We start from the raw sequence: 23,103 nt of genomic DNA on the forward strand, positions 1-23,103 counted from the left end.
TTGCGCATCGGAGATGCAAGCCCGCCCACCGTCCGGGCAAGCTGTCGTTCCAATTATTATTGAGCCCGTGGGTCGCGTTGACTATGAATGGTCGAGAGATTTCGATTACCGACAATGTACTTGGCCCCGCGAGGGAGTGGTCCGCAAATTTCTCAGAGCAACGACGAGCCTATGTTGTCGAAATCTCTCATCCCGAGCATGTATATTCGACCATTATCTAGCAAATCATACAAATGACGTGCATGAGAATGTACATTTATACAATAATTACCCTCCTCGGGTTGGTGATTTTATTTCTAATTTACTTATACACATTCTGACCGGGGATCCTGACGTCAGATTCCCTTCATCAACTCCATCAAGCACGATCCGGCCAGTACGATGACTGGCATCCTCCACTCATGTCCTTGTTATGGTCAATCCTGCTGACGCCAGCTCATCCATCGGTGGGATACTTCATATTCCAAGCATCATTGCTGGGCCTGGGGTTCGGGCCCGTCGCCGCAAGCCCCCTTTTCGCCGGAAGACGGCCTGCCTGGGCCGTTTTGCTGGGCGGCCTGTGCCCGCCGGTCTGGATCATCGCGGGCGTGCTTTGGAAGGACGTCCTGTTGGCGGCGTTCTGGTTGTGCTGTTTCGGCTCGCTCTTGTGCGCAAGACATAGCTTGAAAGCAGGGAGGAGAACGCCTTTCCGGGCCATGACGGCCGTTGCTGTCGTCTTTGGAATCCTCGGCTGCCTGACGCGGATCAACGCCGCGCCCGCCTTTATCCCACTTGTGCTCGTGCTGGCCCCCTTCGGCAAAGCGAGCGTAAGGGTTGGCTTAGCGGGCGCCATGCTGGCCTTCGCCCTAAGCGCTAACACTGTTCTCAACGCCTCTCTGAACGTCGAACGATGGCATGTCAGCAGCGTCTTGTTCATTTTCGACCTGGGCGGGATGAGTTCGATCGAGAAGACAGTTCTCCTCCCAGGATCCTGGACCGCCGAGGAGCGGGCTCAGCTGACCGATACCTGCCATGACCCGAAATATGCCAACTCGTATGTTTGGGGGTCCTGCAGGTTTGTCTCGGACAAAATCCGGGAGCAAAAGCTTTGGGGAGCGGACGAGCTTCGAAACACGTGGGTCCAGGCGATCATGCAACATCCTATGGCCTATGTCAGGCATCGGCTGCAGCACTTCTTCAGCTTCCTGCAACAGCCCGAAGGTTATGGTGTTGGGGTGACCTATCCGAACGACTTCGGCATCACATTCGAGCAGGGCCCGATGTTCAGGACAATGCTCGCCGTAGTCGGCGCGAAGGATCGTGTCGGCCTGCCGGTTCCGGGCTCTTGGCTGCTGGGCTGGCTTGTCTACGGCATCGTTCTTTTCGGAGCGATCCTGTGCTCGACCGTGAGTTCATGCCGCGCCGTCCTAGGCGCTGCCACCGCGTCGGCCGTCATCTATCTGCTCTGTTACGTGGTCGGCGGCGTCGCCAGCGACTACCGATATGGATATTGGTCCGTGGTCGCCCTGACGGTGTCGTCTCTCTATCTGCTCCATGACCTGTCAGGCGCGCTATGGGCGCGCCTGACACAGGGCAGGTCTCGCATGGGCGAGATTGTGTCCAACCCATCATGCGGCCAGACGTGACCCTCGGGCGCTCCCAGGACGGGGCGTAAGCGGGGCGGCCATGCCGATCCGCGCACGTGTCGGCCCAATATCCAACCACCCTTCTCCTCAACGGGGCGGATAGACCCATCACGCCCCGCGCTTCGCCACGTGCGCGGCGAGTTTTCCCAGGGTCTGGGCGCCGTATTCGACGGCTCCGAAGCCGATCGCTCCTTCCCGGCGCTCCTTGGACGGGTGCATCTGGCGCAGGGTGAGCACGGTCTTGCCGTCGCTCTGCTCGTCGAAGGTGACGAGCATACGGAAGCGGCCGGGGTCGTCGTCCTCGTCCGCGCCGTGCTCGACCTCGATGAGGGCCGGGGCCTCGACCCGCAGGAACCGCATCCGGTTGCCGTAGCGGGTGCCGTCCGGAGCCACCATGTCGAACCGCCAGAGCCCGCCGGGCCGGAGGTCGATCTCGCGGGTCTCGATCGAAAAGCCGTCGGGCCCGAACCATTGCGGGATCTGGTCCGGATCGGCCCACGCCGAGAAGACCAGGCGGCGGGGCGCCGCGATGACCCGGCTCAGGACGATCTCGCGGTCGAGGGGCCAGTCGCTCCAGGGCGAGGCGGAGTTTTGCGATGGGATCATCAACGTCTCAATCCTTCGGGGTCATGCGTTGGATGTGGGCTTCCATGCGGTCGAGGCGGCTCTCCCAGGCACGGATATGCTGACGGATCCACGCTTCGGTGGCCTCCAGAGCGCCCGGCTCGATCCGGCAGATCCGGACCCGTCCGGCCTTCTCGGAGACCACGAGCCCGCTGCGTTCGAGAACCTGCACGTGCTTGAGCAGGGACGGCAGGGCGATGTCGAACGGCTCGGCGAGTTCGCCGACCGATCTCGGACCCTCGCACAGCCGGCTGACGATCGCCCGACGGGTCGGATCCGCGAGGGCCGAGAAGGCCCGGTCCAGGTTGGTGTGATAGTTAGCCATGACGGAAAGTATTGACCGGCGACGCGGACCGATCAAGAAATACTTTCAGATGTGGCTAAGTTTTCGCCTCGGGATCGCGTGTCCGTCCAGACCTCACCGGATGGAGAGGCTCAAACGGGGTGCAACACGTGCAACGGCCGTCTCAACCTGGCCGTTTCGACGAACAGGGGTGGTGTTTGGACCGATCTATCGTCCGGCCGACTGGCCGTGCGACGGCGGTGGGACCCCTCGGGCGGATGGCGTCTTTCGCCTCTTTCCGCCGCGACCCGTCTCCCAGCCCCCATCGTATCCCAGCATGCGAAACGCGGATAGGCCGGGCGGCGGCTCAGGCGCCCGGGCGCGGCTCCGGCCCCGTCTCGGACGCCTTGTCCGGCTCCACCTCCCGCCTGCGGCCGAAATCGGGCTCCGCCGTTTCCTGGCCGGACGAGATGATGCCGCGGCGGATGGCGCGGGTGCGGGTGAAGAGGTCGAACAGCTTGTCGCCCTCCCCCCAGCGGATGGCGCGGGCCAGCAGCGCGATGTCCTCGTTGAGGCGGCCCAGCATCTCCAGCACCGCGTCCTTGTTGTGCAGGAACACGTCGCGCCACATGGTGGGGTCGGAGGCCGCGATGCGGGTGAAGTCGCGAAAGCCGCCCGCCGAGAACTTGATCACCTCGGATTGCGTCACGGTCTCCAGGTCCGCCGCCGTGCCCACGATGTTGTAGGCGATGAGGTGCGGCACGTGGCTCGTGATGGCGAGCACCAGATCGTGGTGCTGGGCCGACATCACCTCCACGTTCGACCCGAGCGCGGCCCAGAAGGCCCGCACCCGGTCGATGGCGGCCTCGTCGGTGCCCTCCGGCGGCGTGAGGATGCACCAGCGATTGTGGAACAGGGTCGCGAAGCCCGCATCGGGGCCGGAATGCTCGGTGCCCGCCACCGGATGGGCGGGCACGAAGGCCACGCCCTCGGGCAGGTGCGGCTGCACCTGGGCCACCACGGAGCCCTTCACGGACCCCACGTCGGACACGATGCAGCCCGCCAAAAGATGCGGCCGCAGGGCCTGGGCCACCGCCCCGCAGGCACCCACCGGCACGCACAGGATGACGAAATCCGCACCCCTCACGCCCGCCAGTTCGGTGGTCGCCTCGTCGGCCAGGTTCAGCTCGCGCACCCGCGCGACCACGCCCTCGTCCCGGTCGATCGCCACCAGGGTGTCGGCCAGCCCCAGATGGCGGGCCGCCCGGATGATGGACGAGCCGATCAGCCCCAGGCCCACGATGGCGACGCGGCGGAAGAGCGGTGCCGCGAGGGGCGGACCCAGGCGCTCAGGCATGGTCGCGCCCGAGGAACGCGCGCAGGGTCTCGACCAGGAGGCGGTTGGCCTCCTCGGTCCCCACGGTGAGGCGCAGGGCATCGGGCAGGCCGTAGCCGTCGATGCGGCGCAGGATCAGGCCCCGGCTCGACAGGAAGGCGTCCGCATCCCGGGCGGTCCGGCCGGGCTCTTTCGGGAAGTGAATCAGCATGAAGTTGCCCACGCTCGGCGTGGTCTTGAGGCCCAGCGCCCCGATCTCCTTGGTGAGCCAGTCGAGCCATTGCTCGTTATGGGCGATGGCGCTCGCCACATGGGCGTCGTCCCCAATCGCCGCGATCCCGGCCGCCATGGCGGGGCCGTTGACGTTGAAGGGGCCGCGGATGCGGTTGACCGCGTCGATGATGGGGGCGGGCCCCACCATCCAGCCGAGGCGCAGGTTCGCGAGACCGTGGATCTTCGAGAAGGTGCGGGTCATCACCACGTTGTCATGGGTGGCCACAAGTTCGAGCCCGGCCTCGTAATCGTTGCGGCGGACATATTCGGCATAGGCCGCGTCGAGCACCAGGATCGTGTGCGAGGGCAGCCCCGCATGGAGGCGCTTGACCTCGTCGAAGGGGATATACGTGCCCGTGGGATTGTTGGGGTTGGCCAGGTAGACGATCTTGGTCTTGTCCGTGACCCGCGCCAGGAGCGCGTCGACATCGGTCCGGTAGTCCTTCTCGGGCGCGATCACGGGGGTTCCGCCCGCCGCCAGGATGGCGATGCGGTAGACCAGGAAGCCGTGCTCCGAATAGAGCCCCTCGTCGCCAGGGCCCATATAGGTGTTGGTGATGAGCGAGAGCAGTTCGTCCGAGCCCGAGCCGCAGATGAGGCGCTGCGGGTCGAGGCCGTACTTGGCCGCGATGGCCTCGCGCAGCTTGGTGGCCGAACCGTCCGGATAGAGTTCGAAGTGGTCCGCCGCCTTCAGGGCCGCGATGGCCTTCGGGGAGGGTCCCAGAGGGGTCTCGTTGGACGAGAGCTTGTGGATCTTGGCCACCCCGACGGCGGCGCTCTTGCCGGGCACATAGGCCTCGATCTGCATGATTCCGGGACGGGGCTGGGGACGGGCGGACATGGGGGTTCCTGCGGGTGGACGGGAGGTTCGGGCTCTCGGCCAAGGCTCTAGAGCATCGGGCCCGAAAGGGGAATGCACTTTTGGAACATCGGCGATGCGCCGCGCGCGACGCCCGGTCCGGCAGGCCGGTCAGCCGACCCGGAACCGGGCCGCATGGCTGCCGATCTCGGCCAGGTCCGCGAGGCTGGCGCCGGCCTCCGTCAGGGCTTTGCGCAGCGCCTCGGGCGCGAGATCGCCCGGCGCCGCGATGAGCACCGACAGGCCGTTGGCGTCCGCCGCGCTCGCCACGGCCTCGCCGCCGAGGCCGGCCAGGGCGCCCGTTGCGCCCTTGTGCCAGCGCTCGAACTGGGCCGCATAGAGCACCACGTCCCGCACGGCGGCGTCCGTCAGCGGCTTGGAGATGCAGTAGACCGGGGTTCCGGCCGGGTGGTCCGGCCGCTCGATGAAGGGAAGGCGCGCGATGATCTTGGGACGGTCGGCCTCGGCCAGCGTCCGCCACCAGGCCCCGCTCGAGGCCCCCTGGTTCAGGCGGAAGATCCCCAGATCGCCCCGGCTCGCCGCCACGGCCTCGATCACGGCGTCGGCGCTCGGATGCATCGCATAGGGCACCGTGAAGCCGAAATGGAACCGGGCCGAGTCGCGCATGGGCGCGTCCCCGCCCGACACGTCCGCGTGGACCGCGTAAGGCGCCTGCACATAGGTGAAGGTCGCGATGATGACCCGCCAGATGCTCTCCACGGTGTCGAGGGGCAGGAGCCCCCCATGCCGCTCCGCCAGGGCCCTCATCATGGAGGCCTCGCGTCCGGGCCGGAAGGCGGATCCGGAATCCGACGTCTTCTTGACCTGGATCAGCCGCTCGATGATCGTCCCCCGCTCCATGAGCAGTCGGTGCATCTCCTCGTCGATCCGGTCGATGTTCTGGCGCAGTTCGGCAAGGGTCGGAGCGGGTGTGTCGGACACGGAAAACTCACCTTGAATGGGTGGGAGGCGCTCTCTCTCCTTAACGGCCCAAGGCCAAAGAGCAACCTCAATCCCGGACGGGCTGCGGCTTGCAGGCGATCGGACCCGCGCATAGGGCTCGGGCCAGTTCGTCCGTCCGCAGCCGCCGCCCCTCGGCGGTCGGGTGGAAGATGGTGTCGTACATCCGTTCCAGGGGCTGGAGGCCGCCGCCGGGGACGTCCACCCATTCGCCCCCGCAGGACGTGAACAGGCCCCTCGCCCGCTTGAGCAGGTTCTGGCGGTTGCGAATGTTCGCCTGGTCCATGAGGTAGATGTTGTCGGGCGTCCCGATCACGCGCACGCCCCGCCCCGCCAGGGAGCGGATGCTCGCGCAGAGGATCTGCCGCATCGGTGGCGAGACCGTTCGTCCCATGGAGGTGGTGCGGGCGCTGTCCTGCACGGTGGCGGGGGCGGGCCGGGCATCCGAGAGATCGAGGTCGCCATGATCGTCGACCCCGAAGCGCCAGTAGCCCTGCCGGGGAAGCGCGTCCCCGTCCCGGATCCTCACCAGCTGCTGCCACAGGAACGAGGGTTCGAGATGGCGGATGTAGCCCAGCTTCAGGCGCCACGGCAGGCTCAGGAAATAATCCAAGCCCTCCTGATGGCCCACCTCCGCGCTCATCTGGTTCATCTCCGTGGTGCGCGCATAGGCCTGGGTCTCGAGGGGCAGGAGCAGGATGTCGCCTGCCTGGAGGGCCGGCAGGGGGTCCGTCTCCTGCAGGGTGTACAGGACGTTCACGTGGCTTGCCGCGTTGACGGTCCGCAGACCCGTGAGGGCCTCGAGCCGCCGCGCCTCGATGCCGAACGTCGCATTGGATCCTGCCACGACCACGATCCGGCCCGGCGGCGCTTGCAGGAGCCTCAGCTTCTCGTGCCGGATCCAGGCGACCCATCCGGTCTCCTGGCGATGGGGGTTGAGCCTCCCCGCCCCGAGGATCCCGAGGAGCAGGACCAGCCCGAAGACGATGATCGTTCCGGCGCAGAAGCCGGCGAGGTAACGTGCCATGGGCATCAGAACTGGAAATAGAGGAATTCGCTCTCGCGGGCGAATTGCAGCAGGACGATCAGGGCGACGGCGAACAGCGCCCCGTAGCCGATTCCGGCGGCGAACGAGGGCCGCCACGAGAGGGCGCGGCGGGAGGTTTGCGGCGCCACGAACCAATCCGGGTAGAGACCGGGCCGGAACCGGTAGAGAACCACGTACATGTTGGGAGCCGCCACGCACAGGAGAAGCAGGGCCGCCACGAGCCCCAGGCCTTCGACCGGCCAAGCGTCCGGGAGAAGCGGGCCGCGGGCCCCCAGCATCGTCTTGACCATGATCCAGGCGCCCCGGAAGGTCTCCGCCCGGAAGAACACCCAGGCGAAGACCACCGCCAGGAAGGTCAGCCCCCAGGACAAGCCCCGGGACAGGCGGAACCCCATCCGGGCGGCCTGGGCGCGATAGGCGTGGTTGATCACCAGGTAGAGGCCGTGCAGGCCGCCCCAGATGACGAAATTCCAGGACGCGCCGTGCCACAGGCCGCCGAGCAGCATCGTCAGGGCGAGGTTCGCGTAGCGCCGGGCCGTCCCGCGGCGGTTGCCGCCGAGGGGAATGTAGAGATAGTCCCGCAGGAACCGCGACAGGGTGATGTGCCAGCGCCGCCAGAAGTCGATGATGCTGGCGGACTGGTAGGGGGACAGGAAGTTGACCGGCAGCAGGATGCCGAACATGCGCGAGATTCCCAGCGCCATGTCGCAATAGGCCGAGAAGTCGAAATAGATCTGAAGCGCGTAGGCCAGCGCGCCGAGCCAGGCCTCCACGAAGGACATGCGCAGCCCCTGGTCGAAGGCGAGGAAGACGGGGGTGCTGTACTGCGAGATCGTGTCGGCGATCACGACCTTCTTGAACAATCCCACGGACAAGAGCGTGAGGCCCACGGCGACGTCGAGACCGCGGTCCCGGGGCGACCGGCTGGCGAATTGCGGCATCATCTCGCCGTGATGGAGGATGGGGCCGGCGATCAGGTGAGGAAAATAGGTGACGAAGAGGCCGTAGCGGACCGGGTCGGGCTCGCTCGCCTTACGGGCGTAGGTGTCGACCAGATAGGCGATCTGCGTGAAGGTGAAGAACGAGATGCCGATGGGAAGGGCGATGTCCTTCATGGCCCAGTGGGCCCCCAGGACATCGCCGAGGTTCAGGAGATCGCCGATGTTGGAGACCAGAAAATCGGCGTACTTGAAATAGGCGAGGGCCGCCAGGTTGAGCGTGACGCCAGCGACCAAGAGGTGGCGGGGCCGGTCGGGCCCCGACAGGGACCTAGCCCGCACAATGGCCCGGCCGAACGCGAAATTGAGCGCGATGGAGGCCAGCAGGATCGGCAGGAAACGGGCCTCCCACCAGCCGTAGAAGAACAGGGACGAGACCAGGAGCCACAGGTTCGCGGCGCCCACGCTCCAGCGGCGCAGGACCCAATAGGCGGCCAGCACCGCCGGCAGGAAACCGAACAGGAATTCGGGCGAATTGAAGAGCACGGCCAAGCCTGTGACGTCGAATCGCCGGAGCGCTATCATCGCCGACCCGCCCAGGCAAATGCGATTTTCGAACCCGCCCCGTCCATTGACGGCGGCACCCGCCCGAACTACCGGTATGTTCGTAAAAACGAACGCCGGATCCATGCCCAGCCCCGCACTGTCCGCCGAACCGCGCAGCCAGGTCGACGACCCGTCGAGCCTCGTGGCGCGTTTTGGCGCCCATGAGCCGCTGGTGATGGACGCGGGTGTGCCCCTGGGGCCCTGGCAGATCGCCTACCAGACCTACGGCCGGCTCAATGCCGAGAAGTCGAACGCGGTCCTGATCTGCCACGCCCTCACGGGGGACCAGCATGCCGCCAATGTGAGCCCGGTGACGGGCAAGCCCGGCTGGTGGAGCACCATGGTGGGACCGGGCAAACCCGTGGACACCGACCGCTTCTTCGTGATCTGCACCAACGTGATCGGCGGCTGCATGGGCACCACGGGCCCGGCCTCCACGGACCCGGCCACGGGCCAGCCCTACACCCTCGACTTCCCGGTGGTCACCATCCGCGACATGGTGCGGTCCCAAGCCGCACTCCTCGACCGCCTCGGCATCGGGAGCCTGTTCTGCGTGATCGGCGGATCCATGGGCGGCATGCAGGTGCTGCAATGGGCCGCCAGCTACCCGGACCGCGTGTTTTCGGCCCTGCCCATCGCGGCGGCGGCGCGGCACTCGGCCCAGAACATCGCCTTTCACGAGGTGGGCCGCCAGGCCATCATGGCGGATCCGGACTGGCGCCGGGGCCGCTATCTCATTGAGGGAACGCGCCCTTCCAAGGGACTCGCGGTGGCGCGGATGGGCGCGCATATCACCTACCTGTCGGAGCAGGCCCTGCACCGGAAGTTCGGCCGCAATTTCCAGGACCGGAGCGCTCCCACCTTCTCGTTCGACGCGGATTTCCAGATCGAGAGCTACCTGCGCTATCAGGGCCTGTCCTTCGTGGAGAGGTTCGACGCCAATTCCTATCTCTATGTCACCCGCGCCATGGACTATTTCGACCTCGCGGCGGAGCATGACGGCATCCTGGCCAAGGCCTTCAAGGGCAGTGCCACCCGGTTCTGCGTGATCTCGTTCACGTCCGACTGGCTGTTTCCCACCTCCGATTCCCGCGCCATCGTGCACGCGCTCAATGCTGCGGCGGCTTCGGTGGGATTCGTGGAGGTGGAGAGCGACAAGGGACATGACGCCTTCCTGCTGGAGGAGCCCGCCATGTTCGCGGCCGCCCAGGGCTTCATCGACGCGGCGGCCCGCGTGCGGGGCATCGCATGACCGCGGCGCTCGACCGCGCCCCACCGACGGCCCAGCCACCGACCCGCCTCGACTTCCTGCTCGTGGCCGACATGGTGGCGCCGGGCTCGCGGGTGCTCGACGTGGGCAGCGGCGACGGCTCGCTGCTCGCCCTCCTGCGCGACCGGCGCGGCGTGGATGGACGCGGCATCGAACTCTCCCGCGAGGGCGTCAACCAGTGCCTCGCCAAAGGCCTGCCGGTGATCCAGGGCGACGCTGACACGGATCTGGCGGATTACCCGGACGACGCCTTCGATTACGTGATCCTGTCCCAAACCATCCAGGCGACGCGCCAGCCCAAGGTCGTGCTGGAACAGCTGCTGCGCATCGGGCGTCGGGCCATCGTGAGCTTTCCGAATTTCGGCCACTGGCGCGTGCGCGTCGACGTCGGCCTGAAGGGGCGCATGCCCGTGACGGACAACCTGCCCTATTCCTGGTACGATACGCCCAACATCCATTTTTGCACCATTCGCGACTTCGTGGAGCTTTGCCGGGTGGTGGGCGCCCAGATGGAAAAGGCCGTGGCCCTGGACGCAGGCGGGCAGCCCATTCGGGTCGCCCTGCCCTGGTGGGTCTGGAACCTGCTGGGCGACCAGGGCGTGTTCCTGCTCAAGCGACGCTGACGTCGGACGAGCGATCGGTCGGCGATGCGGGGCCCTGGCCAGCCTGTCAGACCAGGAAGAAATCTTTGTGCGTAAGGGCTTTGTGCGCGCCGACCTTGGCGAAATAGATCGCCTTGCGGGCGCCATTTCCATCAGCGTCGTAGTAAACCCTCCCGCTCTGGTCGTCATAGACGATGCGGTCGTCGCCGTCATGCGACGCCTTGCCGACCCAGAAGGCCTTCTCCTTGATGGCACCCTTCTTCTTGCCGGCGATCTTGAAGATCGCCCGGGAGAGATCGATGGTGTCGTGCTTGGCGGAAAAACCCTTGATCGTGTCGACATTCTTGCGCAGCGCCGTGTCGAAGACGAAGTGGTCGGCCCCCTTGCCGCCATTGAGCACATCCTTGCCGAGGCCGCCGGCTAGGGTGTCGTTTCCAGCTCCGCCCTTGATCTTGTTTCGGGCCTCGTTGCCCGTGACGACATTGTTCAGGGTGTTCCCCGACAACGTCCTGACCCTGCTCCCCGAAACGGCCGTCAGGTTCTCGAGATGGGCACCCAGCACATGGTTGACGGACGCCATCACGGTGTCGAGACCGGCCCCAACACCCTCGACGGCCACATCGCCTGCGGCGCCCACGTGGTAAATGTCGTCGCCCGCCCCGCCGATCATCCGGTCATGGCCGGACCCGCCCATGAGCGTATCGTTGCCCATCCCGCCATCCAGCGTGTTGTTGCCGCCGTTGCCGACGATGAGATTGTGGATTCCGTTGCCGGTCAGAACGAGGTCCGCCACACCCAAGGCCGTCAGGTTTTCGACCTCGTCCGACAGGGTATAGTTGAAGCCCGCGAAGACCGTGTCCACGCCCCCGTTCGCGTTTTCCGTCACGCGAACGCCGACGGCATCGACAGAGTAGGAATCGTTGCCCGATCCGCCCAGGAGCGTGTCGTTTCCGCCGACGCCCACCAGGGTGTCGGCGCCCGCGCCGCCGACCAGCAGGTTCGCCATGGCGTTGCCCTGCAGCTTGAGGGCCGCGCCCCCGGCGGCGCGCACAACCTCCACATGATCGGGCGCCACATAGTCGATGGCCGCGATCACCGTATCGTAACCCTGGTCGGCGCCCTCCCTGACAACATCGCCGGCATTGTCGACGAAATAGAGATCGTCGCCCCGGCCGCCGCTCATGACGTCGGCGCCGGCGCCTCCGTCGAGAATGTCCGCGCCGCCGCCGCCCGAGAGGTCGTTGACGCCTTCGTTGCCGATCAGCGTGTTGTCGTCGTTGTTGCCGACAAGCTTGATCGGCGTGCAGCCGCATCCGGGCGCCGCCTTCAGGATTTCGATGTTGGCATCGGCCTCCAGAGCGTAGTTGAAGGACACGACGATCGTGTCGGTGCCCTCGCCGGCGGTCTCGATCACGACATCGTCCTGGTCGATGATGTAGGTGTCATTCCCCTTGCCGCCGGACATGACGTCGAGACCGCCACCGCCATCGATCCTGTTGTTGCCGTCGTTGCCGATGATCGTCTCGGCACCGGTCGAACCGGTAAGGGAGATGGAGGCCGGGCCGGGCGCGGCCTGGAGAACCTCGATCAGCCATCCGGACCCGAGAGTGTAGTCCATCACGGAGGTCACGACGGTGTCGAAGCCCGTGTCCTCGAGGATTTCGTCAAGCTGATCATCGACATAATAATGGTCGTTGCCGGTGCCGCCCACGAGGCTGTCCACCCCGGCGGCGCCATTCAGGGAATCGTCCTGTCCACCGCCGACGAGCGTGTCGGACCCTGCCGCACCCCAGAGCGAGTCGTTGCCGTCGAAACCCAGGATACTGTCCTGGCCTTCTGTGCCGGCGAGCGTTTCGCCCGCATCGGACCCCGCGATGAGGTTGATGCCGGCGACCAATGACGGACTCGCAGCCGGCAGACCGGCGCGCGCGAACATTCCATGCAGGAATGTGGACCAGGATGACATGAAAACAGCCCCATAGACGGCACCTTCGCGGCGCTCGTATCGTCAGTGGCTACATAGTAACGCTCTCTCAGGTGCGCGTCCATGTTTATTCGGATGGGACGCTCGGCACAAAGTATGACTCGTAGCAAAGCCAAGATCAGACCCCTCAGCGTCGGGCCGCAACATCCGTTTATACTTGAACAGTACATGGCGATACGGAAAGGACCGCCCTGAGGCGGTCCTCCGTTGAAGCCGAGTCAAAATGTCGAAGTCCAATCGGGCTCGCCGGTCATGCGACCGCCCTGCCAGGGTGCTTCACGTCTTGAAAACCATTCCGCGGCAGGGAGAGCCCAACGAACTCGGGGCCAAATCTGAGGCCAAGCCTTCCTCCATGCAGATTGTTGTCAGAGAGCCAACGTTTTGTCGGAGGTCCTGGTTCGAGCTTGGCGCGTAATATTTCGCTCGCGCCCATGCCTGGGGTCGGGCATAGGGAAACGGTCCACTCGTCAGACCAGGCACCGCACATGCTTTCAGCCAAGCTCGCACCGCCGCTCCTTCTCATCGCCTCCAACGTGTTCATGACGTTTGCCTGGTACGGGCATCTGAAATACACGAACAAGCCGCTCTGGATCGTCATCCTGGTCAGTTGGGGCATCGCCCTCTTCGAATACTGCCTCGCGGTTCCGGCCAACCGGATCGGCCACACGGTCTATGGGGCGGCCGAACTGAAGACCATGCAGGAGGTGATCACGCTCGCGGTCTTCGCGGTGTTCTCGGTGTTCTACCTCAAGGAAGCCCTGACCCTGAACCACGTCGTCGGCTTCGCCTTCATCGCGCTCGGAGCCTTCTTCGTGTTCAAGGGACCGCTGTAGGCCTTCCGGCACCCCACCGTCAGACGACGAAGAAATCCGACGCGTCGATCTTCGCCTTGGCCTTGTTGGTGAAAGTAGCGATGCGGATCGCCCCCTGCCCGCCCACTCCGTCGGCGTCGTAGGAAAGGATACCTTTCTTGGCGTCATAGATGACCCGATGATCCTCGTCGAGGGCGCGGGTCCCGAGCACGAAAGCATCCTTGTCGAGCTTGGCCGGCCGTTTTTCCGTGCCCTTGCGGCCGAGCTTCGTGAAGACGGCGTTGTCGAGCCAGATCTTGTCCTGGTTGTTGCCGTTGAAATCCGTCACCGTGTCGACGTTGGCGTTCTTGCGTTTCGCCACGGCGGCGTCGAGCACGAAGACGTCCCGGCCGTCGCCGCCCGTGAGAGTGTCCCGGCCGAGGCCTCCCACGAGCCTGTCGGCTCCGGAGCCGCCACGCAGGTCGTCGTCCCCGAGGCCGCCCGAAAGGATGTCGGCGGCGCCGCCTCCGATGATGAGATTGGCGGCTTCGTTGCCGGTCAGGGCGAGCGGCCCGGCGCCTGCGGCGGCGCTGAGATGCTCCAGGCCCGCCGCGAGTTCCCAGGAGATCGACGCCACGACGTGGTCGAGTCCCCCGGCATCGACGATGACGTCGAGGGCGTTGTCGACGGTATAGAGATCGTTGCCGGCTCCGCCATCGAGGGTGTCGGCTCCCGCGCCGCCTTCCAGGATGTCGTCTCCGCCGCCGCCGGTCAGGCGGTCGTTGCCGCCCAGGCCCCGGAACCAGTCCGCCCCGTCCCCGCCCTGCATGACGTCGGCGCCCTCGCTGCCCACCAGGGCCTCCCGGGCCTCGTCCAGAATGCCGACCACCAGTTCTTTCTGGAAGGCGTTGCCGCTCTCATCCGTGACCTTGATGGCAATCCGGTGGGAGGCCTGCTGCTCGTAATCGATCTTCAGGCCGTCGGCCACGACGACCGTGTTGCCGTGGATCGCGAAGCGTCCGCCGGCATCGCTCACGAGGCTGAAGGTGAGGTCTGCGGCCGTGCTATCCTCGTCGGTCGCGAGCAGCGTGCCCACGACCGTGCCGTTCACGGGGCCTTCCTTGACGGTCGCGCCCGACAGCGCGATGTCGGTGGGCTTCTTGGTTTCAACCGGAACGGGTGTGTTGTCCGGATCGATCGCGAAGCGTTGCTGCATGATCGTGCTGGGGCCGGACGGCCCCTTGCTTTGCCAGGTCACGACCCATCCGGGGCGGCCGTCGGCGCCGAGATCGAACGCCGCCACGCTGGCCTCCGTCTGGTCGCCCGCCGTGCCGGCGTTGATCCCGCCCTCGACCGGCCCGTCGTTCACGAGCATCTCGGTGACGATCTGGGCGCCGGTCCTGTCATAGACCGCCTGATAGATCTCGACCTTGGTGCCGCTTGCGTTTCGAACCTCCCACACCACGACCCAGCCGCCATCGGCGAGCACCGCGACGGACGGGTCGCTGACGATGAGGGTCGGATCCGAATTCGCCGGTGTGGCGTCGAGGATTTTCCTGCCCCCATCGTCGAAACGCTTCACGGAGATGCGATTGTCGTCCCCATCGACCCAGACGAGAACGTAGCCGCCGTCCGGAAGAGCCGCCACGCTGCTCGCCGTGAAATGCCCGGCCGTTTGGGACGCGTTTTGGGGGCTGTCATGCGCAACTCCGTCCTTGTCGAACAGACGCTGCTTGACGACCTTGCTGCCGGCGAATTCCTCGCTCGTCCAGGTCACGACGAACCCGCCATCGGCGAGACCGGCGATGCTGACCTCGTCATCCACACCGGAAATCTGGCTCACATGGAAGTCGCTATCCACCCAAAGCGGTCGCCCAAGGGCGTCAAAGACTTGGATCTTCACATCGTTCTCGGGTGCATCTCCAGGCAAGGCCTCGTTCTCGGTCCATGCCGCCACCCAACCGCCGGAGCGGAGGGCTGCCACGTCCGGCACGCTGGAATCCCAGAACCGACCGGTCCCATCGAACGGGCTGATCGTCTCGACCATGTTGTTCCAAGCGGGGCTCAACCCGACGATGTCATCCTGGGGTCTTGCGTTGTCGGTCTGCCAGACCGCCGTCCATTGTCCGTCCGACAGGCGCGCCAAGGCCGCGTTGGCGTCCATCCCCTCGCTGGTGCCCTTGATGGTCGAGATCATGGTCTCGGAGAGGAATTTTCCGGTCGACGACCACTCCGCCACATGGATGTTGTCGCCCTGGGTCGGGGTCTGCTGCTGCCAGCTCACCACCCAGCCCCCGTTGGGCAGGGTAATCACGTCCGCGGCCGTCTGGACCGTGTTCGCCTGGTAGACGGGAAGAAGGTCGCCGATACGGTGGATTGAACGAACCATGATGCAATGCTCCAGGAAGCCGACCGGAATCGGTGACGCGGGGACCGGACTTGACCGACTAATGATTGATATATCGTTTCATTAATCGGATTGTGGCGGCTTGAAAATGCCCCTGGGGCAGCGGGCGCCCGCCTTCCTCGACGGCGTCGCCGGGAAATGCCTTGACGCCAAACGCCTTGAAGCCTGACGTTGCGGCATAACGTCCGCTGGCCTCAGCGCTCCTCCGCCAGGGGATGGAGATCGCGCACCATGCTTTTGAGCCTCTCGTCGAGGACGTGGGTGTAGATCTGGGTTGTGGAGATGTCCGAATGGCCCAGCAGCTCCTGCACCACGCGCAGGTCCGCGCCGTTCTGGAGCAGATGGCTCGCAAAGGCGTGCCGCAGGACGTGGGGGCTGACCAGATCGGCCCGCAGGCCCGCCGCGCCCGCCGCCGCTTTCAGGTCGCGCGCGAAGGCTTGGCGGGTCAGGTGACCGCTCTCGCTGTCGGACGGGAAGAGCCAGCCCCCCCCTGGCTTAGTCCCACCCTTTCCGCCGGCTTGGCCTCCCTCCTCCAAGAGGTCCAGATAGGCCCGTGCCGCGCTGCGGGCGGCGTCCGTCAGGGGAACGAGGCGCTCCTTGCCGCCTTTGCCGCGCACGATGAGGAAACGCTCGCGGGTCTTGGCGGCGCTGCGCGGCAGGGCGATCAGCTCCGAGACGCGCAGGCCCGTGGCGTAGAGCAGCTCGAGCAGGCAGGCCATGCGGGCGGCCCGCAGACGCTCGGGCCGCGACGCGCCCTCCCGGCCCACGGCCTCATGGGCGACGCGCAGGAGGATATCGACCTGCTCGACCGACAGCACCTTCGGCAGCGCCCGGCCCTTCTTGGGCGCCTGGACGGCCGCGGTGGGATCCACGGCCGCATAGCCTTCGACGTAGAGAAATCTATGGAACTGACGCACGGCCGAGAGGCGGCGGGCCGCCGAGGACGCCTTCAGGCCGCGCTCCTCCAGGCTTGCCATGAAGCCCCGCACCGTGGCGGCATCGGCGCCGTCGGGCTCGCGTCCGGCCTGCCCCAGATAGGCGAGATAGTCCTCGAGATCCCGGCGATAGGCGTCGAGGGTGTTCTTCGAGGCGCCGCGCTCGGCCGCCAGCATGTCGAGAAACAAGCCGGCATGCCGCCCGGCCTTCATTTCGGCAGACGGTTGCTGGGGATAGTCACGCTCATGTCCCGGGGTTCCGGCTTGACGAAGGTCGCCAGGGAAAAGACGGCGGCGAAACCGAGACCGGCCAGGATGGCGACGACGACGAGAAACCGGAAAAGGGTCGGCACGGGGCCCCTCTTGAGACGATGCGGTCTGCTACAACCACGCATGGGCCCGCAAGGCAACCCCTGGCCGGTCACGCTTGATTGAAGTGCCGGAGCGCCGGGCCCGCAGGCCGCCTCGCGCCACCTATGACGCCAGCCGCCCTCATGCTAGGACGGCAGGATGAACAAGATCAGCCGCTTCGATACCCCGGACGGGGATGGCGGGCCCGAAACCGGCACTCCGGGCGACTCGCCCTCGGTCGGACGCCGCCTGGGCCGGCGCTCCATCGTGCTCGTCGGCCTCATGGGCGCGGGCAAGAGCACCGTGGGCCGCCGTCTGGCGCACGGGCTGAGCCTGCCGTTCCGGGACGCCGACCACGAGATCGAAGCCGCCGCCGGCATGACGATCCCGGAGATCTTCGCCATCCACGGCGAAGCCCATTTCCGCGACGGCGAGCGCCGGGTGATCGCCCGCCTCCTGCAGGATGGTCCCCTCGTCCTGGCCACGGGCGGCGGCGCCTTCATGAACGAGGAGACGCGCCTGAAAATCGGCGAGAACGGGATTTCGATCTGGCTCAAGGCCGACCTCGACGTGCTCATGCGCCGGGTGCGCAAGCGCGCCACGCGGCCGCTCCTCCAGAATCCGGACCCGGAAGGCACCATGCGCCGCCTCATGGACCAGCGCTACCCGGTCTACGCCACCGCCGATCTCGCCGTGGATTCCCAGGACGGCCCCCACGACAAGGTGGTCCAGGACATCGTCGCGGCCCTGCAGCGCTGGTTCGACACCCAGGAAAGACGCGCCCCATGACCCATGCCGGACCTGTTGCGGCCCGCCGGCCCGAGGCCTCCGAGACGATCGTGCACGTGCCCCTGGGCGAGCGCGCCTACGACATCGTGGTCGGCCGCGGCGTGCTGCAGGAGGCAGGACCCCGCATCGCGGCGCTCGGTGCACGGACGGCCGCCATCGTGACCGACGCCCATGTGGGCCCGCTCTATGCCGAAACCCTGGAGCGGTCGCTCCAGGCCGAGGGCCTGCGCACCTCCACCCTGACGCTGCCTCCCGGCGAGGCCACGAAATCCTACGCGTCGCTCGCCGAGACCTGCGACGCCGTCATCGGCGCGAAGGTCGAGCGCGGCGATCTCGTGGTGGCGCTCGGCGGCGGCGTGATCGGCGACCTCGCGGGCTTCGCGGCCGCGGTCGTGCGGCGGGGCGTGCGTTTCGTGCAGGTGCCGACCACGCTCCTGTCGCAGGTGGATTCCTCGGTCGGAGGCAAGACCGGCATCAACTCTCCCCACGGCAAGAATCTCGTGGGCGCGTTCCATCAACCGAACCTGGTCCTGGCCGACACGGCCCTCCTGGACACCCTGCCGGCCCGCGAGATGCGCGCGGGCTACGCGGAGGTGGCCAAGTACGGCCTCATCGACGACGAGCGCTTCTTCGCGTGGTGCGAGGCGAACTGGCGCAGGATCGTCGCGGGCGGGCCGGAGCGCGACGAAGCCGTGGCGCGGAGCTGCCGCGCCAAGGCCGCCGTGGTGGTGCGCGACGAGCGTGAAGACGGCGACCGGGCCCTGCTGAACCTCGGCCACACGTTCGGGCACGCGCTCGAGCGGATCACGGCCTACGATTCCGCCCGCCTCGTGCACGGCGAGGGCGTGGCCATCGGCATGAACCTCGCCTTCCGGTTCTCCGTATCCCTCGGCCTGTGCGCCGCGGCGGACGCCGGACGCGTGGAGCGGCATCTCTCCGAGGTCGGGCTCCCGACCCGTCTGTCCGATGTCCCCGGCGGCTGCGGCACGGCCGATGACCTCCTGGAGGCCATGACGCAGGACAAGAAGGTCAAGGCGGGGGCGCTCACCTTCATCCTGGCGCGGGGCATCGGCCGGAGCTTCATCGCCCGGACCATCGAGCCCGGGACGGTGCGCGCTTTCCTGGCGGAGCAGTTGCAGGCCTGAGCCCATCGATGCCCGAAGACCACCTCTCCCTCGACCCCTGGCTGGCGGCTGCGGCCATCGCCCTGGCGCTGCTGCTGATGGCGGCGTTCGCCGCCGCCGAGACGGCGTTCACGGCGGCCTCGCGGGCCCGCATGCTGTCGCTGGAGGAGACCGGTGACCGCAGGGCCCGGGAGGTCAACCGCCTGCTGGGCCGGCGCGGGCGCTTCATCGGCGCCATGCTGATCGGGTTCAATCTCGTGGCGGTGGGGGCTTCAGCCTTCGCCACCAGCGTGATGGTGGGCCTCGTGGGCCGGGAGGGCGTGATCTACGCCACCCTGGGCATGGCGCTCCTCGTGATCGTGTTCGCGGTGGTGATGCCCAAGACCGCCGCGATCGCGGCGCCGGACCGCACCGCGCTGGCGCTGGCCCGTCCGGTCTCATGGGCCGTGACGCTCTTCGGCCCTCTCACGCAGCTCATCGAGGTCATCGCCCGGGTGCTGCTGCGCCCCTTCGGGATGCGCCTCGGCGAGGCCCTGCCGGTCCTGTCCGCCTCGGAGGAGCTGCGCGGGCAGGTGGCCCTGCTGCACCGGGAGGGCGGCGTGGCCAAGGTGGAGCGCGACATGCTCGGCGGCCTCCTCGATCTGGAGGAGCTCACCGTCTCGGAGGTGATGGTCCACCGCACCAAGATGCGCACCATCAACGCGGACCTGTCGTCGGAAGAGATCGTGCGCGAGGTGCTGGTCTCGCCCTACACGCGCATGCCGCTCTGGCGCGGCAGCCAGGAGAACATCATCGGCGTTCTGCACGCCAAGGACCTGCTGCGCGCCCTGGACGCGGTGGGCGGCGACGCCGGACGGCTGACGGTGGAGACCATCGCGCTCGAGAGCTGGTACGTGCCGGACACCACCTCGCTCAGGGACCAGCTCAAGGCCTTCCTGCTCAAGAAGACGCATTTCGCCCTCGTGGTGGACGAGTACGGCGAGACGCAGGGGCTCGTGACCCTGGAGGACATCCTCGAGGAGATCGTGGGCGACATCCGGGACGAGCACGACCTGTCCGTGCAGGGCGTGCGCCCGCAGCGCAACGGATCGGTGAACGTGGACGGCTCCGTGCCGATCCGCGACCTCAACCGCGCCATGGACTGGGACCTGCCCGACGAGGAGGCGACCACCATCGCGGGCCTCGTGATCCACGAGGCGCAGGCCATACCCGATGCGGGTCAGGCCTTCACGTTCCACGGCTTTCGCTTCCAGGTGCTGCGCAAGTCCCGCAACCGCATCACGGCCCTGAGGATCACGCCTGTCGTGCCGGCCCCGGAAACGCCGGATCCTCCGCCGCCAGGAAGTCCAGCATCGCCGCGCTGACGGCGCCGGGCTCCTCCAGGTGCACCCAATGGGTGGCGGCGTCGAACCAGCGTGCGCGGCCCTGGGCGCAGACCGCCAGGCTCGCCTCGGCCAGCTCCCGTTGCAGGAACCGGTCCCGTACGCCCCACAGCACCTGGACCGGCATGGGCAGAGGATCGGTCACGGGCGGCTCGCCGAGCATCGGGAGCATCCGGTACCAGTTCAGCATCGCCGTCAGGGCGCCGGGCCGCGCCCACGCCTCGCGATAGCGGTTCAGGTCGCCCTCGGGAAAGGTGCCTGGGCGGCTCGACCCGACGAGGCTGCGCCTGAGGACCGCGTAATCTCCCGCCGTCAGAACCATCTCGGGCAACCGCGGAACCTTGAAGAAGCCCACATAGGAACTCTTGAGCATCTGGGAGGGGTGCGTGCGCACGAAGGGACCCGCCACGCCGGGATGCGGCGCATTGAGAATGACGAGGCGTTCGACCTGGTCGGGAAAGCGGGTGGCGGCCCACCATGCGACGATGCCGCCCCAATCATGCCCGACGAGCCGGAAGGCCTGTCGTCCGCAGGCCTCCGCCAGCGCCGCCACATCCTCCGCCAGCGGATCGAGGGCGTAGGCGCTCCGCTCCGACGGCTTGTCGCTGAGGTTGTAGCCCCGCTGGTCGGGAACGACCACGCGAAAGCCTGCCTCCGCCAACGGTCCGATCTGCTTGCGCCAGCCCCACCAGAACTCGGGAAACCCGTGCAGGAGCACCACGAGGGGGCCGCTCTCGGGCCCGGCTTCGATGCAGTGGAGCCGGAGGCCGTTGACCTCTTTCCAGGTCTCAGTAGCCGGGACCGGCAGGCCCGCGACGAGGCTGGACCCCGTCAACCCTCCGCCACCACGCGCTCGACCTCGTGCACCTGCACCTTGCGACGCTTGGGCCTGGGCTGGCTCGCGCCCGCCATGAACTGCGCCTTGGCGAGTTCCGCGAAGCGCCCGCCCGTGGCGACCAGCTCGTCGAAGGTGCCCGTCTCGACCACGCGGCCCTGGTCGAACACGAGGATGCGGTCGGCATTGCGGATGGTGGCGAGGCGGTGCGCGATCACGAAGGTGGTGCGGCCCTTCATGACCTCGTCCAGCGCCTTCTGGAGCTTCTGCTCGGTCGCGGCGTCGAGCGCGCTCGTGGCCTCGTCGAGGATCAGCACCGGTGGATTCTTGAGCAGCGCGCGGGCGATCGACAGGCGCTGGCGCTCGCCGCCGGACAGGGACCGTCCGCGCTCGCCGATGATGGTGTCGAGCCCGTCCGACTGGCGCGAGATGAATTCGATGGCCTGGGCGCGCTCCAGGGCCTCGATCATCTCCGCGTCCGTGGCGTCGGGACGGCCGACCTGCAGGTTCTCGCGGATGGACCGGGCGAACAGCATCGGCTCCTGGAACACCACGCCGATGTTGCGCCGGAGCGACGCCAGGGTGAGGTCGCGGATGTCGTCCCCGTCGATGCGGATGAGGCCCGATTGCGGATCGAAGGCGCGGTGCAGGAGGCCCAGCGTGGTGGACTTGCCCGAGCCCGTGGAGCCCACGAGCGCCACGTTCTCGCCTGGGCTCACCGTGAAGGTCACGTCCTGCACGGCCGGGCGCTTGCCGTCATAGGAAAAGCTCACGTTCTCGAACGCGACCGCGCCCGTGAAGCGCTCCACGTCCTTGGCGTTCGGGCGGTCGTGCACGGCGGGCGCGGTGTCGAGCACCTCGAAGAACTCGCGCATTTTCGGGGCTTGCATGAAGAGCTGGTTGATGAAGTTCACGGCCTGCTCCAGCCGCGAGATCAGCATGGTGGCCATGCTCATGAACATCACCACCTCGCCGATGGTGGCCAGCCCGTTGAGGTGGAGCGCCGTGCCCACGAGAAAGATCGCCGTGACCGTGATGGTGGCGGAGGCCCGCGACGCCACGGAGGCCACCGCCCACCAGAACAGCACCGGGTTCTGAGCCTGGAGAAGATCGTGGATGATGGTGTGGAGGGAGCGCGTCTCGGCTTCCACGCGCGTGAAGGACTGGATGACGGGCACGTTGCCCAGCGCGTCCGAGGCGTGCTCGGCGAGCGACGAGTGGTAGCTCTCGACACGGCCCTGCAGTTTCTCGGTCTTGCGCAGCACGATGGCGGTCAGCACCGTGAACACGAGCACGAGGCCGACCAGAAGCATGCCGAGCCGCCAGTTGATGAACACGGTCAGCGGCAAGAGCACGATGAGGGCGATGAAGGCCGACATGTGCTCCCGGAAGAAGCCGAGCCAGAGCCAGGCCATGCCGCTCGACCCCTCCAGCATCACCTTCAGGACGCGGCCCGAATGGGTGGAGGTGTGGAAGGCGAGCGGGAGCTCGAGCACGTGCTCGAAATAGTTCGCCATCACGGCCAACCGCCGGCGATGCGACAACCGGTCGGCCTGGAGCGCCACCAGGGCGCCCGCCCCGATGGTGAAGAACCCGAACGCCACCCAGGCGACGATGAGGGGCGTGAGCGTCCCGAAGGTCACGCGCGGCGTTCCGGGCACCTGGGCCCGGGTCAGCACGTCGATGATACGCCCGAACAGGATCGGCTCCGCGAAAGCCGAGATCGCCAGGGCGACGTTCGCGAGGGCCAACATGGCCCCCAGCCTGAGGTCGGAACCGAGCTGGCCGAGGACGCGGGCGTAAAGGCGGATCAGCCACATGCGGCAGGCCTCCGGGAAGAATCAGGCTCGGACGATGCCGCGGGCCACGTCCATGAGAGCGGCCACCGCCCGGGCATCGGGGCGATCCTGGGCGCGCAGGCTTGCAACGACGGCATCATGATCGTCCCTGCCTTTGTGCTGTCCGAGCTTCCACTGTCCTTCGAGAGCATCCACGTCAACGACGATCCCGACGATAGCGTTCAACATAGTTGCGAAACGGTGCGGGTCCACCCCATCGGCTGGGCATCGCTGCTCGGACAG

Annotated in this window: 21 protein-coding genes; 7 read left to right on the forward strand and 14 right to left on the reverse strand. The window is 67.0% G+C overall.

What is annotated here, in order from left to right; genetic code table 11:
* The first annotated feature begins 695 nt into the window (after window positions 1-695).
* Window positions 696-1,625: a hypothetical protein gene (locus tag ILT42_RS05495; protein WP_204214326.1), complete on the forward strand. Its 930-nt coding sequence runs from the start codon at window positions 696-698 to the stop codon at window positions 1,623-1,625.
* A gap of 108 nt (window positions 1,626-1,733) precedes the next feature.
* Here ILT42_RS05495 and ILT42_RS05500 read toward each other — a convergent pair whose 3' ends face one another.
* The 7 genes from ILT42_RS05500 to ILT42_RS05530 all read right to left on the reverse strand — a co-directional run bounded on the left by ILT42_RS05500 (window position 1,734) and on the right by ILT42_RS05530 (window position 8,531).
* Window positions 1,734-2,231: an SRPBCC family protein gene (locus ILT42_RS05500; RefSeq protein ID WP_204214328.1), complete on the reverse strand. Its 498-nt coding sequence runs from the start codon at window positions 2,229-2,231 to the stop codon at window positions 1,734-1,736.
* Between the two features lie 7 nt (window positions 2,232-2,238).
* On the reverse strand, window positions 2,239-2,574 hold the full coding sequence (locus tag ILT42_RS05505) for an ArsR/SmtB family transcription factor (RefSeq protein WP_204214330.1): 336 nt from the start codon (window positions 2,572-2,574) through the stop codon (window positions 2,239-2,241).
* A gap of 325 nt (window positions 2,575-2,899) precedes the next feature.
* Entirely contained in the window at window positions 2,900-3,889 is a 990-nt protein-coding gene (locus ILT42_RS05510) for a prephenate/arogenate dehydrogenase family protein (protein WP_204214332.1), read from the reverse strand.
* Window positions 3,882-4,982, reverse strand: a complete 1,101-nt coding sequence (locus ILT42_RS05515; protein WP_204214334.1) for a pyridoxal phosphate-dependent aminotransferase — start codon at window positions 4,980-4,982, stop codon at window positions 3,882-3,884. Before ILT42_RS05515 ends, ILT42_RS05510 begins: the two co-directional genes overlap by 8 nt.
* A 129-nt stretch (window positions 4,983-5,111) precedes the next feature.
* Window positions 5,112-5,942, reverse strand: a complete 831-nt coding sequence (locus ILT42_RS05520) for a chorismate mutase (protein WP_204214336.1) — start codon at window positions 5,940-5,942, stop codon at window positions 5,112-5,114.
* Between the two features lie 67 nt (window positions 5,943-6,009).
* Window positions 6,010-6,987 carry a hypothetical protein gene (locus ILT42_RS05525; protein ID WP_204214338.1) on the reverse strand — a complete coding sequence of 326 codons (978 nt, stop codon included), beginning with the start codon at window positions 6,985-6,987 and terminating at the stop codon, window positions 6,010-6,012.
* 5 nt (window positions 6,988-6,992) lie between these two features.
* Entirely contained in the window at window positions 6,993-8,531 is a 1,539-nt protein-coding gene (locus ILT42_RS05530) for an MBOAT family O-acyltransferase (RefSeq protein WP_204214340.1), read from the reverse strand.
* A gap of 103 nt (window positions 8,532-8,634) precedes the next feature.
* Here ILT42_RS05530 and metX point away from each other — a divergent pair, with 103 nt between their 5' ends.
* The gene (gene metX, locus ILT42_RS05535) at window positions 8,635-9,804 is read left to right on the forward strand and encodes a homoserine O-acetyltransferase MetX (RefSeq protein WP_204214342.1); all 1,170 of its coding nucleotides are present in this window, start codon (window positions 8,635-8,637) and stop codon (window positions 9,802-9,804) included.
* Window positions 9,801-10,445, forward strand: coding sequence for a methionine biosynthesis protein MetW (metW, locus tag ILT42_RS05540; protein ID WP_204214344.1), 645 nt, complete (start codon window positions 9,801-9,803; stop codon window positions 10,443-10,445). Before metX ends, metW begins: the two co-directional genes overlap by 4 nt.
* Before the next feature lie 46 nt (window positions 10,446-10,491).
* Here metW and ILT42_RS23190 read toward each other — a convergent pair whose 3' ends face one another.
* Window positions 10,492-12,390: a calcium-binding protein gene (locus ILT42_RS23190; protein WP_204214346.1), complete on the reverse strand. Its 1,899-nt coding sequence runs from the start codon at window positions 12,388-12,390 to the stop codon at window positions 10,492-10,494.
* Window positions 12,391-12,893: 503 nt separating this feature from the next.
* Between ILT42_RS23190 and ILT42_RS05550 the strand changes: the two genes are divergently transcribed.
* Entirely contained in the window at window positions 12,894-13,241 is a 348-nt protein-coding gene (locus ILT42_RS05550; RefSeq protein ID WP_204214348.1) for a DMT family protein, read from the forward strand.
* A 19-nt stretch (window positions 13,242-13,260) separates the two neighbouring features.
* Here the strand turns inward: ILT42_RS05550 and ILT42_RS05555 are convergent, their stop codons facing one another.
* From ILT42_RS05555 to ILT42_RS05565, 3 genes are all read right to left on the reverse strand, one after another.
* On the reverse strand, window positions 13,261-15,588 hold the full coding sequence (locus ILT42_RS05555) for a cadherin domain-containing protein (protein WP_204214350.1): 2,328 nt from the start codon (window positions 15,586-15,588) through the stop codon (window positions 13,261-13,263).
* A 212-nt stretch (window positions 15,589-15,800) separates the two neighbouring features.
* Window positions 15,801-16,754 (reverse strand): site-specific tyrosine recombinase XerD, encoded by a 954-nt coding sequence (gene xerD / locus ILT42_RS05560; protein WP_229428350.1) that lies wholly within the window; start codon window positions 16,752-16,754, stop codon window positions 15,801-15,803.
* Window positions 16,751-16,894, reverse strand: a complete 144-nt coding sequence (locus ILT42_RS05565) for a hypothetical protein (protein ID WP_204214354.1) — start codon at window positions 16,892-16,894, stop codon at window positions 16,751-16,753. The genes xerD and ILT42_RS05565 overlap by 4 nt, the downstream gene beginning before the upstream one ends.
* Window positions 16,895-17,051: 157 nt before the next feature.
* On the opposite strand from ILT42_RS05565, the gene ILT42_RS05570 reads away from it, so the two are divergent.
* Genes ILT42_RS05570 through ILT42_RS05580 form a run of 3 tightly spaced genes read left to right on the forward strand, consistent with a single transcriptional unit; the run spans window position 17,052 to window position 20,169 of the window.
* Window positions 17,052-17,681, forward strand: a complete 630-nt coding sequence (locus ILT42_RS05570; RefSeq protein WP_204214356.1) for a shikimate kinase — start codon at window positions 17,052-17,054, stop codon at window positions 17,679-17,681.
* A complete protein-coding gene (aroB, locus tag ILT42_RS05575) occupies window positions 17,678-18,826 on the forward strand; it encodes a 3-dehydroquinate synthase (RefSeq protein WP_204214358.1) in 1,149 nt (382 codons plus the stop codon). The genes ILT42_RS05570 and aroB overlap by 4 nt, the downstream gene beginning before the upstream one ends.
* Window positions 18,827-18,834: 8 nt before the next feature.
* Window positions 18,835-20,169, forward strand: coding sequence for an HlyC/CorC family transporter (locus ILT42_RS05580; protein ID WP_204214360.1), 1,335 nt, complete (start codon window positions 18,835-18,837; stop codon window positions 20,167-20,169).
* Here ILT42_RS05580 and ILT42_RS05585 read toward each other — a convergent pair.
* From ILT42_RS05585 to ILT42_RS05595, 3 genes are read right to left on the reverse strand one after another with little or no spacing between them, the layout of a single operon-like run.
* Entirely contained in the window at window positions 20,099-21,022 is a 924-nt protein-coding gene (locus tag ILT42_RS05585) for an alpha/beta fold hydrolase (RefSeq protein ID WP_204214362.1), read from the reverse strand. The genes ILT42_RS05580 and ILT42_RS05585 overlap by 71 nt on opposite strands.
* Window positions 21,019-22,842: a glucan ABC transporter ATP-binding protein/ permease gene (locus ILT42_RS05590; RefSeq protein ID WP_204214364.1), complete on the reverse strand. Its 1,824-nt coding sequence runs from the start codon at window positions 22,840-22,842 to the stop codon at window positions 21,019-21,021. The genes ILT42_RS05585 and ILT42_RS05590 overlap by 4 nt, the downstream gene beginning before the upstream one ends.
* A gap of 21 nt (window positions 22,843-22,863) precedes the next feature.
* On the reverse strand, window positions 22,864-23,016 hold the full coding sequence (locus ILT42_RS05595) for a hypothetical protein (RefSeq protein WP_204214366.1): 153 nt from the start codon (window positions 23,014-23,016) through the stop codon (window positions 22,864-22,866).
* Between the last annotated feature and the right edge of the window lie 87 nt (window positions 23,017-23,103).

Origin of the sequence: Microvirga pudoricolor (assembly GCF_016892705.1) — a bacterium.
GTDB lineage: Bacteria > Pseudomonadota > Alphaproteobacteria > Rhizobiales > Beijerinckiaceae > Microvirga > Microvirga pudoricolor.

Bases quoted from the DNA above. Each gene is read 5' to 3' on its own strand.
- ILT42_RS05495 (WP_204214326.1), top strand. From the start codon at position 696: ATGACGGCCGTTGCTGTCGTCTTTGGAATCCTCGGCTGCCTGACGCGG.
- ILT42_RS05500 (WP_204214328.1), bottom strand. From the start codon at position 2,231: ATGATCCCATCGCAAAACTCCGCCTCGCCCTGGAGCGACTGGCCCCTC.
- ILT42_RS05505 (WP_204214330.1), bottom strand. From the start codon at position 2,574: ATGGCTAACTATCACACCAACCTGGACCGGGCCTTCTCGGCCCTCGCG.
- ILT42_RS05510 (WP_204214332.1), bottom strand. From the start codon at position 3,889: ATGCCTGAGCGCCTGGGTCCGCCCCTCGCGGCACCGCTCTTCCGCCGC.
- ILT42_RS05515 (WP_204214334.1), bottom strand. From the start codon at position 4,982: ATGTCCGCCCGTCCCCAGCCCCGTCCCGGAATCATGCAGATCGAGGCC.
- ILT42_RS05525 (WP_204214338.1), bottom strand. From the start codon at position 6,987: ATGGCACGTTACCTCGCCGGCTTCTGCGCCGGAACGATCATCGTCTTC.
- ILT42_RS05530 (WP_204214340.1), bottom strand. From the start codon at position 8,531: ATGATAGCGCTCCGGCGATTCGACGTCACAGGCTTGGCCGTGCTCTTC.
- metX (WP_204214342.1), top strand. From the start codon at position 8,635: ATGCCCAGCCCCGCACTGTCCGCCGAACCGCGCAGCCAGGTCGACGAC.
- metW (WP_204214344.1), top strand. From the start codon at position 9,801: ATGACCGCGGCGCTCGACCGCGCCCCACCGACGGCCCAGCCACCGACC.
- ILT42_RS23190 (WP_204214346.1), bottom strand. From the start codon at position 12,390: ATGTCATCCTGGTCCACATTCCTGCATGGAATGTTCGCGCGCGCCGGT.
- ILT42_RS05550 (WP_204214348.1), top strand. From the start codon at position 12,894: ATGCTTTCAGCCAAGCTCGCACCGCCGCTCCTTCTCATCGCCTCCAAC.
- ILT42_RS05555 (WP_204214350.1), bottom strand. From the start codon at position 15,588: ATGGTTCGTTCAATCCACCGTATCGGCGACCTTCTTCCCGTCTACCAG.
- xerD (WP_229428350.1), bottom strand. From the start codon at position 16,754: ATGAAGGCCGGGCGGCATGCCGGCTTGTTTCTCGACATGCTGGCGGCC.
- ILT42_RS05570 (WP_204214356.1), top strand. From the start codon at position 17,052: ATGAACAAGATCAGCCGCTTCGATACCCCGGACGGGGATGGCGGGCCC.
- aroB (WP_204214358.1), top strand. From the start codon at position 17,678: ATGACCCATGCCGGACCTGTTGCGGCCCGCCGGCCCGAGGCCTCCGAG.
- ILT42_RS05580 (WP_204214360.1), top strand. From the start codon at position 18,835: ATGCCCGAAGACCACCTCTCCCTCGACCCCTGGCTGGCGGCTGCGGCC.
- ILT42_RS05590 (WP_204214364.1), bottom strand. From the start codon at position 22,842: ATGTGGCTGATCCGCCTTTACGCCCGCGTCCTCGGCCAGCTCGGTTCC.